Consider the following 13,350-nt stretch of genomic DNA (forward strand, 5'->3'; position numbering starts at 1 on the left):
GCCGGTGGGCGGGCGGGATCGGGTCCTTCGTATGGACGCGGCGTGACGGGAGTGGAAAGCTCGAAGGACCGCGGGCGTCGCCGGAGCCGCCAGTGCACGCGGTCCCGCGTGTCCGCGCCCACAGTGACCTCACCGTGCACGGGAGGCAAGGACATGGGCGACAAGGCACACACCCATCCCGGAGCCGCCGGAAGGGCAACGGCGGCCGACCACCCCGCATCCGTACGGAATGTGGTGCTGGTCGGCCACTCCGGATCGGGCAAGACGACTCTGGTGGAGGCTCTCGCGCTGACGGCGGGAGCGGTGAACCGGGCGGGCCGCGTGGAGGACGGCGGCTGTGTCTCGGACTACGACGACATGGAGCACCGCCAGCAGCGCTCCGTGCAGCTCTCCCTGGTGCCGGTCGAATGGGACGGCATCAAGATCAATCTCTTGGACACTCCCGGGTACGCCGACTTCGTCGGTGAGCTGAGGGCCGGTCTGCGCGCCGCGGACGCGGCCCTCTTCGTCGTCTCGGCCTCCGACGGGGTGGACGGCTCGACCCGGATGCTCTGGGAGGAGTGCGCCGCCGTCGGCATGCCGCGCGCCATCGTGATCACGCACCTGGAGGCCGCCCGCGCGGACTTCGAGGAGATGACACGGATCTGCGCGGAGGCGTTCGGCGGCGACGATCCCGACGCCGTACTGCCGCTGTACCTGCCGCTGCACGGTCCGCCCGCGCCCGACGGGCACGCGCCCGTGACCGGGCTCGTGGGGCTGCTGTCGCGGAAGCTGTTCGACTACGCCTCCGGCGAGCGGGTGACCTCGGAGCCGGGCGAGGCAGAGCTGCCGCAGCTCGACGAGGCCCGCTCGATGCTGATCGAGGGAATCATCTCGGAGAGCGAGGACGAGACCCTCATGGAGCGCTATCTCGGCGGCGAGCAGGTCGACGTCAAGACGCTCGTCGAGGATCTGGAACGGGCCGTGGCCCGCGGGGTGTTCTTCCCCGTCCTGGCCGCCGCCCCGGCCGCCGAGGGAGCCCGGCAGGGACTGGGCACGGTCGAGCTGCTCGAGCTGATCACGCGCGGCTTCCCGACGCCCCTGGAACGCGCGGCGCCGCGGGTCACCACGCCCGAGGGCGCCGGGCGCGAGCTGCGGATGTGCGATCCGCAGGAGTCGCTGGTCGCGGAGGTCGTCAAGACGTCCTCGGACCCGTACGTCGGCCGGATCTCGATGGTCCGCGTCTTCTCCGGCACCCTGCGCGCCGACCAGACGGTGCACGTGTCCGGGCACGGGATGACCGACCGGGGCCACGAGGACCACGACGTCGACGAGCGGATCGGCGCCCTGTCGACGCCGTTCGGCAAGCAGCAGCGTCCGGTCTCGCACGTGATCGCGGGCGACCTGGCCTGTGTGGCCAAGCTGACCCGCGCGGAGACCGGGGACACGCTCTCGGCCAAGGACGACCCGCTGCTGATGGCCCCCTGGGAGATGCCCGACCCGCTGCTGCCGCTCGCCATCGAGGCGCACAGCAAACCGGACGAGGACAAGCTCTCCCAAGGGCTGGCCCGGCTGGTCGCCGAGGACCCGACGATGCGCCTGGAACACAACCAGGACACCCACCAGGTGGTCCTGTGGTGCCTGGGCGAGGCGCACGCCGACGTGGCCCTGGAGCGGCTGCGCAGCCGCTACGGCGTCCAGGTCGACGTCGTGCCCCACCGGGTCTCCCTGCGCGAGACGTTCGGCGGCCGGGCGGCCGGGCGCGGGCGGCACGTCAAGCAGTCCGGCGGACACGGGCAGTACGCCATCTGCGAGATCGAGGTGGAGCCGCTGCCGGGCGGCTCGGGCATCGAGTTCGTGGACAAGGTGGTCGGCGGCGCGGTGCCTCGGCAGTTCATCCCCTCCGTCGAGAAGGGCGTGCGCACCCAGGCGGCCAAGGGCGTCGCCGCGGGCCACCCGCTGATCGACGTACGGATCACGCTGCTCGACGGCAAGGCGCACTCGGTGGACTCCTCCGACGCCGCGTTCCAGACCGCGGGCGCGCTGGCGCTCAGGGAGGCCGCGGCCGAGGCGAGGATCCACCTGCTGGAGCCGGTCGCCGAGGTGAGCGTGCTGGTCGGCGACGACTACGTGGGCGCCGTGATGAGCGACCTGTCCGGACGGCGCGGCAAAGTGCTGGGCACCGAGCAGACCAGCGGCGGCCGGACGTTGATCAGGGCCGAGGTGCCCGAGATCGAGATCGGCCGCTACGCCGTCGACCTGCGCTCCCTGTCGCACGGCACCGCGCGGTTCGACCGGCGTTACGCGCGGCACGAACCGATGCCCGCGCAGGTCGCGGACCGGCTGCGCGAGGAGGTGCGGGTGGCGTCCTAGCGGAGCCCGGCCCTCCGGTGCGGGTCCGCCGCACCGGGGGCCCGCCTTCCGCGTCCGGGGTCCCCCGCCCCGGCGTACGACGGCGCGCCCGGCGGCCGACCCGCGCGTGGGAGGGCGCCCTTGGACGTCCCGTGACGCGCGGCGGTCCCGACGGATACGCTGATGACCAGATCAACAGGTGTGCGGGGCAGGGAAGTCGGGAAGGCCGCAGGAGCGACAGTGGTGGCGATCGGGGGCGGGAATGACCGTTGACGGCGGTTACGCGGACTTCTTCGGACCGCAGGTGCCGCGCACGGACGACGGCGGCCAGACGGCCACCTTCGCGCTGGCCTCGGCCGCCTACCGGGACAGCGAGGCCGAGGAAATACTCAAGGCCAACAGCGAGTGGCACAAGTCGTCCGTGAGCAAGCCCCGGATCAAGCTGTTCCGGCCCAACCTCGGCGAGGCGTACTCCCGGGCGATCATCGACCGGATGCTGGGCCCCAAGCGGGCCCCGCTCATCCAGTCCTTCGGCACCCAGCCCCAGGTGGTCGTGGAGCACAGTCTCGCGGCGCACCGCATACGCAGGGACCGGGACAACTGGCTCAGTGCCGTCATGGTGCTGTGCGGACTGCTGTTCCTGCCGGGACTGCTGATCTGGCTCCTGGTCTTCCAGATCCGCACCACCATCGCCCGGCGCGAGGACAAGCGGGCCGGCGCGCTCGCCACCGCGCTGCTGCTCGCGATGGCGGTCCTCGCCGTGCTCTTCCTGCTCAAGATGCCCTTCAGCGGCTTCTGGGCCCTGTACGCGCGCGCCTGCGTCGTCGCCCCGGTGATCGGCTGGTTCTGGGCCAAGCGGATCTGCGAGCGCACCGCACGGGACCTCAGGGAGCGCTGGAGCGGCCTCCTGTCCGGCGCGGGCGTGGGCGCCAAGGTGCCCGAGGCGGTGCCGAGCAGCCCCGGCGAGACGGCCGCCGAGGAGCTGCGGCAGTCGCTGGCCCGGCTCAGCGCCGAGCAGCAGTCCAACTCCGTCTTCTACGCCGGTCCCAAGGGGATCCTCGGCATGGGCACCCGCTGGGGCAACTGGCAGCTCGCCGAGGAGCTGGTCCCCGTCGACCCGGACCGGGAGATCAACCCGTTCCGCAGCTGGGACGTGATCAAGGCCATCCACGACCGGCTGCGGATGCTGGAGCGCGGTCCGCTGCACACCGGCGGCTTCACCAAGCCGACGGTGCGGCACTGGATCGTGACCCCGATCGGTGAGAACGCCGACTCGGTGTCCCGCCCCGAGGGCACGGACGTCGAGGCGTACCAGGTCAAGCAGCACGCGATACAGGAGATCTGCGACAAGCAGCAGTTCGGCGCGGGCGACCGGCACTACCTGGGCGTGCAGTGGACCCTGTGGGACGGCCAGTTGGTCATCTCCATGCTGATCACGGTGACGGTGCTGCACGAGACGCTGCGCATCGAGGTCACCGGTCACGCCCTGGGGCCGGTGCACTCGCTGTTCACCAGCAAGCCCGCGGCCAAGGAGAAGACGGTCCAGAAGTCCGTCAAGTTCTGGGAGACCCGCACGGTGAAGCTCCCGCTGGTCGACGCCGACGAGGTGGTGCGGCTGGCCGCGCGGGCCCCGCTGACCTGGTATCCCCCGCTGCTGTACTGGCTGGGCGGCAAGCTCACGCTGCCCGAGCCCTTCGGCGTGCGGCACGCCTGGGCGGACCGGCCGTGGCGTCACCGCTTCATGGCCGACGACGCGTTGCGCGCGGCCACGCCGGTGCTGCGGGCTGTGCACTCGGCGGCGATCAGGGTGCTGAAGGAGAACGGCGTGGACACGGAGAAGTTCGGCGCCCGCGCGGGTGGTCTGAGCGGGGCGGTTCAGGAGGCCGTGCCGAAGAAAGCAGACGTCTACGACGCGTAGGCCTCCGGCGGTGGGGCGGGGGCGCCCGTGGGGTGCGCCCCCAGTCCCCGTTTCGGCCTGGACGGCCTCGTCCTCAAACGCCGGACGGGCTGGACACTCAGGCCGTCGGCCAGGCTTCCGCCAGCATCTTGCGGGTGTCTCCCAGCAGCTGCGGCAGCACCTTCGTGTGGCCGACGACCGGCATGAAGTTCGTGTCGCCGCCCCAGCGGGGAACGACGTGCTGGTGGAGGTGGGCGGCGATGCCCGCGCCGGCCGCCGAGCCCTGGTTCATGCCGATGTTGAAGCCGTGGGCGCCGGACGCGGTGCGCAGGGCCGTCATCGCCTGCTTGGTCAGCTCGGCCAGCTCCGCGGTCTCCACGGTGTTCAGCTCCGTGTAGTCGGCGACGTGGCGGTACGGCACGGTCATCAGGTGGCCGCCGTTGTACGGGTACAGGTTGAGCACCGCGTACACGTGCTCGCCGCGCCGGACGATCAGGCCGTCCTCGTCGGACTTGGCCGGGATCGAGCAGAAGGGGCAGCCGTCGTCGGCACCGGGGCCGCTCGGCTTGTTCTCGCCCTGGATGTAGGCCATCCGGTGGGGCGTCCACAGACGCTGGAACGCGTCCTGCGTCCCCACTCCCAGCTGCTGCTCCGGCTCACTCGTCATGCGTGCAGCATATGGCGTCGCCCGCGGCGAAGGGGAAAGGCCCCCGGGATCTCCCGGGGGCCCCTCACACCGGCGGTCAGACCTGCGCCCGCTCCTCGACGATCTTCGCGATCTTCGCGATGGCCTCCTCGACGGGGATGCCGTTCTCCTGGGAACCGTCGCGGTAGCGGAAGGAGACCGCGCCGTTCGCCATGTCCTCGTCGCCCGCGATGACCATGAAGGGCACCTTCTGCTTCTGGGCGTTGCGGATCTTCTTCTGCATCCGGTCCGAGGAGGAGTCGACCTCGACGCGCAGGCCCTGCCTCTTGGCGGCCGCGGCGAACTTCTCCAGGTACTCGACGTGCGCGTCGCCGATCGGGATGCCCACCGCCTGCACCGGCGCCAGCCACGCCGGGAACGCGCCCGCGTAGTGCTCCAGGAGCACCGCGAAGAAGCGCTCGATGGAGCCGAACAGCGCGCGGTGGATCATGACCGGGCGGGTCTTGGTGCCGTCCGCGGCCGTGTACTCCAGGTCGAAGCGCTCCGGCAGGTTGAAGTCGAGCTGGATGGTCGACATCTGCCAGGTGCGGCCGATGGCGTCCTTGGCCTGGACGGAGATCTTCGGGCCGTAGAACGCGGCACCGCCCGGGTCCGCCACGAGCTCCAGGTTCTGCTTCTCGGCGACCTGGCGCAGCGTCTCGGTGGCCTCTTCCCAGGCCTCGTCGGAGCCGACGAACTTCTCCGGGTCCTTGGTGGACAGCTCCAGGTAGAAGTCGGTCAGGCCGTAGTCGCGCAGCAGGTTCAGGACGAAGGTGAGGGTCTTGTCCAGCTCCTCGGACATCTGCTCGCGGGTGCAGTAGATGTGCGCGTCGTCCTGGGTGAAGCCGCGGGCCCGGGTCAGGCCGTGCACGACGCCCGACTTCTCGTACCGGTACACGGTGCCGAACTCGAACAGGCGCAGCGGCAGCTCACGGTAGGAGCGCCCGCGCGCGTCGAAGATCAGGTTGTGCATCGGGCAGTTCATGGGCTTGAGGTAGTAGTCCACGCCCTCGTCGAGCTGCATGGGCGGGTACATGCCGTCGGCGTACCAGTCCAGGTGGCCCGAGGTCTCGAAGAGCTTCCCCTTCGTCGCGTGCGGGGTGTAGACGAACTCGTAACCCTCCTCCTCGTGGCGGCGCCGCGAGTAGTCCTCCATGACCCGGCGGACGATGCCGCCCTTGGGGTGGAAGACGGCGAGGCCGGAACCGATCTGCTCCGGGATGGAGAACAGGTCCAGCTCGCTGCCGAGCTTGCGGTGGTCGCGCTTCTCGGCCTCGGCGAGGAACTCCAGGTGAGCCTTCAGCTCGTCCTTGGTGGGCCAGGCGGTGCCGTAGATGCGCTGGAGCATCGGGTTCTTCTCGCTGCCGCGCCAGTAGGCGGCGGCGTTGCGCATCAGCTTGAAGGCCGGGATGTTGCGGGTGGTGGGCAGGTGCGGGCCCCGGCAAAGGTCCTTCCAGCACAGCTCGCCGGTCTTCGCGTCCAGGTTGTCGTAGATCGTCAGCTCGCCGGCGCCGACCTCGACGTCCGCGCCGTCGTCGTGCGACGCGGAGCCCTTGAGGCCGATCAGCTCCAGCTTGTACGGCTCGTCTGCCAGCTCCTCGCGGGCGGCCTCGTCGGTGACCACGCGGCGGGAGAACCGCTGCCCGCGCTTCTGGATCTCCTGCATCTTCTTCTCGATGGCCTTGAGGTCATCGGGGTGGAAGGGCTTCTCCACGTCGAAGTCGTAGTAGAAGCCGTCCTTGACGGGCGGGCCGATGCCCAGCTTGGCCTCGGGGAACAGCTCCTGCACGGCCTGCGCCATGACGTGCGCGGTGGAGTGGCGCAGGATGTTCAGACCGTCCTCGGAGGAGATCTCGACGCCCTCTACGGTCTCGCCGTCCTTCACCTCGTAGGCGAGGTCCTTGAGGTCGCCCGACACGCGGGCGGCGATGATCGAGCGCTCGCCGGCGAAGAGCTCGGCGGCCGTAGTGCCCGTCGTCACCACGCGTTCTTCCCGCTCGGAATCCCGCTGGATGATCACACGGACGTCTGACACCGGTCTCTCCTGACTGAAGGTGGGGCCGCGGCGCCATACCGGAGCGCACGCATGGGGGCGATCGTACCGACCCGGGGCCGCGCACCGCGAAATCAGTCCCCTCCTTCGCCTCCGTCGCCGCAGGTCTCCTCGAAGAAGGCCGCGACCTCGACGTGTTCCTGGACGGCCTTCAGCAGCCGGTCCCGCTCCGCGTCGTCGACCTGTACGGGGGTGATCTCGCAGGCGCCGGTGAGCCTGCGGAACCCGCCCCTGCTCTCCAGCCGCCCGAGCACCCGCACCGGCAGCCCGACGAGGTGGGCGTGCCCGGCGATCCGGTACGCCTCCTCGTCCAGCGCGACCCGCACGTGCGGCACCTCGGCCCCGGCCAGCACCCGCAGCCGTACGGTGCCCGTGCCGCGGGGGCCGGGCCGGCGCATGCGGACCACGGTGCCGGTGATCCGCACCGGCACGGAGGGCTCCGCGCACAGGTAGCGGGCGGCGGCCTCGCGCAGGGCGGGCAGATCGCCGGGCGAGAACTCGACGGGTTCGGCGGGGACGCCGCAGCCCTCGGGGACGCCCGCGGCCGGGGCCCAGCCGACGGCGATCCGGGCGCCCTCGGTGCCCCGGACCAGGGCGACGAGGGACTCGGTCAGCTCGTGGCTGACGCCCGCCGCGACGGCCGAGTCGAAGGCCTCCGTGCCCCCGGTGGCCCGCCGGTAGTCGACGGCCTCCCGGGCGGCGTAGAGGGCCTGGTGGAGGCGTACGGCGAGGGGGCGGCCGGTGCCGACCGGCAGGAACGCCGTGAGGCGGCGGCCGCCAGGGGCGGGGCCCACCACGACGTTCTCCAGGGCCGCGCCGGCGGCGCGCCGGTGCCGGGCGCCGTAGTAGCCCGCACGCGCGCGCGTGGCGAGCGCTCCGGCGAGCAGCATCCGGCGGGCGGCGGAGCGCAGCTGCTCCTCAGCCGTCCAGGACGCGGTGTCGCCGGGTCCCGTCGGTATGTCGCGTTCCCAGCGGATCTCGTCGCTGGGGACGGCGAGGGCGAGCAGGATCTCGCGGGCGGCGGGTGTGCCGCTGCGGGACAGGGCGTGCAGCGCCTCGCCGAGCAGGTCGTCGCTGTCGGGGAAGGCGCGGCTGACGGGCACCAGGAGGCTGGTGACGCCCGCGGCCGGTCCCGGCGGTGTCCAGCGCCCGTAGCGGCCCGGGGCGCCGCCGCGCCGGCGCCAGCCGTGCCGGTGCAGCAGGGCGGTCAGCACGGCCGGGTCGACGGTGCCGGGCTCGGGCGTGCCGCCGTCCCGGGGGGTGCCGTCGAGGGCGTTGGCCGGGTGCGGCCGTACGGAGCGCAGGGGTTCGCCGGTCGGGCGGTGCGTCATGGTTTCCCTCCCGTCCCGACCCGCGTCATGATCTCGCACAGCGCACGGTCGTCGAAGATCCGCGCGGTCGGTATCCGCACGGTGGTGCGCCGCCGTCCGGTGACCGGATGTCCGGCGAGGTTGGTCCAGTAGCAGCAGTGCCTGAGGTCGAGCCGGTCGTGGCCGGCGCGCAGCCACTGGTCCCGGGACCGTGGGACGATCATCACGACCAGGATCTTGTGCACCGACACGGGGGTGCGGGCGAGCTTCGTCAAGTGGTCGTTGTCCAGGGTGAAGGAGAAGAAACGCCCCGGGGGGTTCGGCGGGAGCTGGTACGTCGCCTTGAGCTGCACCTTGATCGTGACCTCGTCGTCGACGGTGTGCCCGGGGGCGCTGTGGCTGACGTGCCAGTCGATGCCGTTGTCCGGGAAGGGCTGGGAGAGCGAGCAGCCCGCCGCGGCGGCGACCGCGTGGAGGTAGCCGACCTGCAAGGTCTCCATGCAGGCGGTGGTGGCGAGAGAGCCGCGTGAGGGCGCGGTGCGCTCGGGCAGCAGCCCGCCCCGTTCGGGCTGCGCAATGGCCATGGCCAACAGCCTTCCAGAACTGGTGAATCCCCGTGGCGGGTCTGTGAACTGCAAAGACCCGTACTCCTGTTGTGTCCTTGCGGCGTACGTCGCAAACAGCCCGGGTATCACCGAACCGGGACAAGGGACGGCACGTCAGCTGCCGTGCTCGGACGAGGAGTTGAGTGCCCTATGACGAGCTGGTTCGAGGGGCCGCTGGCCGCCTTCGACACGGAGACGACGGGTGTGGACACCGAGACCGACCGGATCGTGTCGGCGGCCCTCGTCGTCCAGGACGCGCCGGGCCTGCGCCCGCGGGTGACCCGGTGGCTGGTGAACCCGGGGGTGCCGGTGCCCGAGGCGGCGACGGCGGTGCACGGGCTGACCCAGGAGCACGTGGAGCGCCACGGCCGCTGGCCGGCGCCGGTGATGTACGAGATAGCCGAGGCGCTGACCGAGCAGGCCCGCGCCGGGCGTCCGCTGGTGGTGATGAACGCGCCGTTCGACCTCACGCTGCTGGACCGGGAGTTGCGCAGGCACCGCGCCTCGTCGCTGGGCCGCTGGCTGGAGCGGACGTCGCTGCACGTGCTGGACCCGCATGTGCTGGACAAGCACCTGGACCGCTACCGCAAGGGCCGCCGCACCCTCACCGACCTGTGCGCCCACTACGGCGTGGAGCTGGAAGGCGCGCACGACGCGGCGGCCGACGCCCAGGCGGCGCTGGAGGTCGTACGGGCGGTGGGGCGGCGCTTCCAGGCACGGCTCGAGCGCCTCTCCCCCGCCGAGCTGCACACCCTCCAGGCGGTGTGGCACGCGGGTCAGGCACGTGGGTTGCAGGCGTGGTTCGCGCTCAACGGCACGGAGGAGCCGGTGGACCCGGCCTGGCCGTTGCGGCCGGACCTGCCGGCGGCGGCGTGACGTCACTGTCGCGGCCCACGGCGACACCAGGGGCCGGGGATGTGGGTGGCGGAGCCCCCACTTCGCGCGGCGAAGCCGTGCAAGAAACGAAGAGAGCGACGTGGTCCGCGTATTCTGCGGACACACGTCGCTGTCTGCGAGCGTGGGCGATACTGGGTTCGAACCAGTGACCTCTTCGGTGTGAACGAAGCGCTCTCCCACTGAGCTAATCGCCCGGGAACGCACTGAACCATACAGGGCGCCGCGCGGTTCCATCAAACCGCTTGCCGGCCGCCCGCCAGGTGCGCGGCGAGGCCCTGCCGCCCGGCCCGCATCATCAGGCGGTGGTTGGCGCGGAACAGGGGCCGTCCGGGCACGGCCAGGCGGCGCAGCAGCGGCTTGCGCACGACGACCTCCTGGTCGTACCGGACGAGGGTGGCGGAGCCGCGCGGGGCGACCGTCCAGCGCGCCCAGCCCTCCATGTCGCCGCTCATCGCGACCTCCAGCACCCCCGCGGCCGGGTCCCGGCGTCCCTCCCGCACGGTCGCGGTCAGCTCGTACGGGAGCAGGGAGCGGAACCGGAGGACGCCGCCGGTGTCGCCGAGCCGGGTGACCCCGCGGACCTGCGGCCACCAGCGGGGGTAGTCCTCGATGCGTTCCAGGGCGCGGTAGACGTCCGGGGCGGGCGCGGGCAGCGGCCACAGGCTGAGGAAGCGGTAATGGTTCCAGTCCACCCGTGCAGTGTGCCCGCGCCCGCGCCGGTCAGGGGCCGGCTACGGCATCCTGTCCCCCAGGAGTGCGAGGTTCTCGATGGCGGCGAGGCCGTAGAGGGCGGTGTCGTTGGTGGACACCCAGCTCGCCTCGCTGCCCGGCACCAGCGTGAGGGGTCCGCTCAGCTTCTGTGTCGTCCAGGGCGCCGACTCCTTGTAGCCGTCGGAGTCGTAGAACTTCTGCCACGCGCGCGTGGCGAGCTTGTCGTCGCCGGTCCGTACGGCCGCGTACGCGTCGAGGCGCGAGTGGCCCTGGAAGAGGATGAGGCTGCCGAAGTTCGCGCCGTAGCGCTCGGCCTGTTCGGACTTGCTCGCGTTGAAGTAGCGGCAGTAGTCGTAGTACGCCTCCTCGAACTTCGGCATGTCGACGAGGTCGATCAGTTCGGCGCACAGTTCGTTCAGGCCGAAGACGGCCGACAGGTGGGAGACCTCGACCTTCGGCGTGTCGGCGACGGCGAACTTCCCGGTGTCCAGGTCGTACAGGCCGCTGCCCTGGACGAAGCCGTTGGGCTGGGCGGCGATGGTCTCCATGGTGGACAGGACGCGGTCCCTGGCCTTCTCCCACTTCGGGCCCTTGCGCTCCCACTCGGCGAGCCACGCCGAGACCAGGCCGCTCCAGTCGGTGCCGAAGCCGATGGACAGGGCGTTGCGGTCGGGGGTGTACGGCTCGGTGCGGATCTTGCGGAGCGGGTCGAGGGCGAGGAAGGTCTCGTCGGAGTCGACGTTGGCGTGCATGAGGTCGCCGACGCGTTCGTCGGCGGTGAGGAAGTAGTAGAAGCGCCGGTAGGTGGTGTTGGCGATGCGCTGCTGCTTGGCGCTGTCGGCGTAGTGCTGGACGCCGTGCCGGGTGCCGAGGCCGGCCCACTTGCCGAGGTGGTAGACGTCGACCTCGCCGGTGTGCCGGGTCATGGCCTCGGCGAAGCGGAAGATGTCGGCGCGGCCGGAGCGCAGGTAGGCGTACCAGAGCCAGAGGTCGGGGGAGAGTTCGGAGTTGTCCCAGGCGTAGCCGCCGACGTCGTACCGCCACGTGTGCCGGGCGGCGTCGTAGGTGTGCATGATGTCGCCGTAGTCCCAGAAGCCGTACCAGCGGCGCTGCTCCACCTGGTCCTTGTAGTAGGTGAAGAGGAAGTCGAGGTGGTCCTCGATCTTCGCCTTGGCGGGGGTGGAGCGGTCGGGCGCGGAGTAGAGGCCGGGGCCGAAGACCCCGGCCTTGATGAGCTGCTCGGGCGGGGCGGCGAGCTGCGGCAGGACGCGAACCGCCCCGACCTGTTCGGCGAGTTCCTCGGCGCCGGGGGTGGTGGCGTTGGCCCAGAAGAGGAGTTCCGAGGTGCGGGCGATGCCGTAGGGGGTGCCGAACTCCGGTTCGTAGTCCTCGTAGGTGATGTTGAGGCCTTCGAGCTGTTCGGGGAACGTGTCCTGGCCCATGCCGTCGTGGTAAAAGCGCAGGTCCATCGGCTGGGCCTCGGGCGACCAGAGCCAGAGGGTGACCTCGGCCTCGTCGGTCTGGGCGTCGCGGATGTCGAGCTGGGCGGGGTGCTTCTCCCAGAAGTCGCGCAGGCCGAAGGAGAGGCCGCCGCTCGCGCCGCCGACGTAGCCGAAGCCGGAGGCGCGCCGTCCGCCGCCCGCGCCGATCCAGCCGTGGCCCTTCTTGGTGCGCTTGCGCAGGGTGAAGCCGTCGGCGGACAGCTGGGCGAGGGTGTAGTCGCCCCATTCCGGGATGTACTGCAGGCGGGTGGTGACCCGTTGGTCCCAGGTGGCGGGGTCGGGCAGCTTCTCTCCGGCGAACTGCGCCGCCTGTACGGCCGCCCCGGGGTCGCGGCGCAGTCCGGTGATGCCCTTGACCGCCTCGCGGAGCAGGCCGGTGCCCTCGCCGCCGATGCGGATGTGGCGGTCGTAGGCCTCGTCGCGCATCGGGACGGTGAAGCGGACGCCGAGGCCGCGGATGAAGTCGCCGCTCGCCTTTCCGGGTTCCTGCTTCCCGTCGAACGTGATGGTGTGCACCATGCGGAAGGAGTCGGCGCCCGCGTAGAAGTAGAGGCGGATGGAGAAGGGCAGCCAGCCTCGGTGGCCCTTGCGGTGCTTTCCGTCGACGCGGACGACGGCGCGGACCGGGCCGTCCTGCTCGACCTCTACCTCGTCGACCGCGCCGTCGAAGCGTTCGTACTTCACCGTGCCCTGGTCGCCGTCCTCGATCTCGGGCTGGCGCAGCAGGACGAGGCGGCCGTTCTTGGCGATCTCGGTGGAGCCGCGGGTGACCGATTTGATCAGCGCCGATCCGGACGTGCCGATTCTCGCGGTGATGACGCCGGTCGATATGTCGATGGTGCCGCCGCGTCGGGTGACGGTGACCTTCTTGGCGGGCGCGGCCGGCGTGCCGGCGGCCAGGGTGAGCTTGCCGTTCCCGGAACCGACGGCGTGGGCGGTCCACTTGAGGGAGCCGTCGGGCCAGTGGGCGAGCGGCCAGGACTGCACGGGTACGGCCTTGCCGTCCGCGTCCGTGACGGCGAACGACTGGTCCTCCCGGAGAGCGCCCTTGGGCCAGGGGACGCCGACGGTGGAGCCGGGGGCGGCGCCGAGGCCGCCGTCCTCCAGCCAGGTCAGGGTGACGGGACCGTCGGCGGCGGCCGGGGCGGCGGCGGGGGCGGCCTGCGCGTTCCTGGTGCCCAGCGCCCAGCTGAACTGGGCGGCGGCGCCGGCGACGGCGGCCGCCTTGAGGAGGGACCTGCGGGGGATGGGGGACATGGCCTTTCCTTTCCGTGCGGGGTGCAGGGGTGTCAAGGGCATGACAGTCGGAGGTGCGGCGCCGGGGCACCGACCTCGGGAGGGAGGGGCGGCCGCCGCGGC

Annotated in this window: 9 protein-coding genes and 1 tRNA gene; 3 read left to right on the forward strand and 7 right to left on the reverse strand. The window is 71.5% G+C overall.

Annotated elements, in window-relative coordinates; genetic code table 11:
- Nucleotides 1–153 precede the first annotated feature (153 nt).
- Together ACZ56V_RS26825 and ACZ56V_RS26830 are read left to right on the forward strand one after the other, a co-directional pair.
- Nucleotides 154–2,352: an elongation factor G-like protein EF-G2 gene (locus ACZ56V_RS26825; protein WP_468945766.1), complete on the forward strand. Its 2,199-nt coding sequence runs from the start codon at nucleotides 154–156 to the stop codon at nucleotides 2,350–2,352.
- A 241-nt stretch (nucleotides 2,353–2,593) separates the two neighbouring features.
- Entirely contained in the window at nucleotides 2,594–4,249 is a 1,656-nt protein-coding gene (locus tag ACZ56V_RS26830) for a hypothetical protein (protein WP_468945768.1), read from the forward strand.
- Nucleotides 4,250–4,346: 97 nt separating this feature from the next.
- Here the strand turns inward: ACZ56V_RS26830 and ACZ56V_RS26835 are convergent, their stop codons facing one another.
- From ACZ56V_RS26835 to ACZ56V_RS26850, 4 genes are all read right to left on the reverse strand, one after another.
- Nucleotides 4,347–4,895, reverse strand: coding sequence for an HIT family protein (locus ACZ56V_RS26835; RefSeq protein ID WP_398917181.1), 549 nt, complete (start codon nucleotides 4,893–4,895; stop codon nucleotides 4,347–4,349).
- A gap of 76 nt (nucleotides 4,896–4,971) precedes the next feature.
- Entirely contained in the window at nucleotides 4,972–6,948 is a 1,977-nt protein-coding gene (gene thrS / locus ACZ56V_RS26840; RefSeq protein ID WP_467381911.1) for a threonine--tRNA ligase, read from the reverse strand.
- Between the two features lie 92 nt (nucleotides 6,949–7,040).
- The gene (locus tag ACZ56V_RS26845) at nucleotides 7,041–8,297 is read right to left on the reverse strand and encodes a hypothetical protein (protein WP_468945772.1); all 1,257 of its coding nucleotides are present in this window, start codon (nucleotides 8,295–8,297) and stop codon (nucleotides 7,041–7,043) included.
- A complete protein-coding gene (locus ACZ56V_RS26850) occupies nucleotides 8,294–8,860 on the reverse strand; it encodes a DUF4365 domain-containing protein (protein WP_356365937.1) in 567 nt (188 codons plus the stop codon). Before ACZ56V_RS26850 ends, ACZ56V_RS26845 begins: the two co-directional genes overlap by 4 nt.
- Before the next feature lie 171 nt (nucleotides 8,861–9,031).
- Between ACZ56V_RS26850 and ACZ56V_RS26855 the strand changes: the two genes are divergently transcribed.
- Nucleotides 9,032–9,757 (forward strand): exonuclease domain-containing protein, encoded by a 726-nt coding sequence (locus tag ACZ56V_RS26855; protein WP_468945774.1) that lies wholly within the window; start codon nucleotides 9,032–9,034, stop codon nucleotides 9,755–9,757.
- Between the two features lie 143 nt (nucleotides 9,758–9,900).
- Here ACZ56V_RS26855 and ACZ56V_RS26860 read toward each other — a convergent pair.
- From ACZ56V_RS26860 to ACZ56V_RS26870, 3 genes are all read right to left on the reverse strand, one after another.
- Nucleotides 9,901–9,972 (reverse strand) — tRNA-Val (locus tag ACZ56V_RS26860).
- 39 nt (nucleotides 9,973–10,011) lie between these two features.
- Nucleotides 10,012–10,470 (reverse strand): SRPBCC family protein, encoded by a 459-nt coding sequence (locus ACZ56V_RS26865; RefSeq protein WP_398917191.1) that lies wholly within the window; start codon nucleotides 10,468–10,470, stop codon nucleotides 10,012–10,014.
- Nucleotides 10,471–10,509: 39 nt separating this feature from the next.
- Nucleotides 10,510–13,248, reverse strand: a complete 2,739-nt coding sequence (locus ACZ56V_RS26870; protein WP_468945777.1) for an exo-rhamnogalacturonan lyase family protein — start codon at nucleotides 13,246–13,248, stop codon at nucleotides 10,510–10,512.
- Between the last annotated feature and the right edge of the window lie 102 nt (nucleotides 13,249–13,350).

The sequence above is a fragment of the Streptomyces sp. NPDC034099 genome, from assembly GCF_055575415.1.

Coding starts and splice junctions, on each gene's coding strand:
- ACZ56V_RS26850 (WP_356365937.1), bottom strand. CDS start 8,860: ATGGCCATTGCGCAGCCCGAACGGGGCGGGCTGCTGCCCGAGCGCACC.
- ACZ56V_RS26845 (WP_468945772.1), bottom strand. CDS start 8,297: ATGACGCACCGCCCGACCGGCGAACCCCTGCGCTCCGTACGGCCGCAC.
- ACZ56V_RS26830 (WP_468945768.1), top strand. CDS start 2,594: ATGACCGTTGACGGCGGTTACGCGGACTTCTTCGGACCGCAGGTGCCG.
- ACZ56V_RS26835 (WP_398917181.1), bottom strand. CDS start 4,895: ATGACGAGTGAGCCGGAGCAGCAGCTGGGAGTGGGGACGCAGGACGCG.
- ACZ56V_RS26870 (WP_468945777.1), bottom strand. CDS start 13,248: ATGTCCCCCATCCCCCGCAGGTCCCTCCTCAAGGCGGCCGCCGTCGCC.
- ACZ56V_RS26855 (WP_468945774.1), top strand. CDS start 9,032: ATGACGAGCTGGTTCGAGGGGCCGCTGGCCGCCTTCGACACGGAGACG.
- ACZ56V_RS26825 (WP_468945766.1), top strand. CDS start 154: ATGGGCGACAAGGCACACACCCATCCCGGAGCCGCCGGAAGGGCAACG.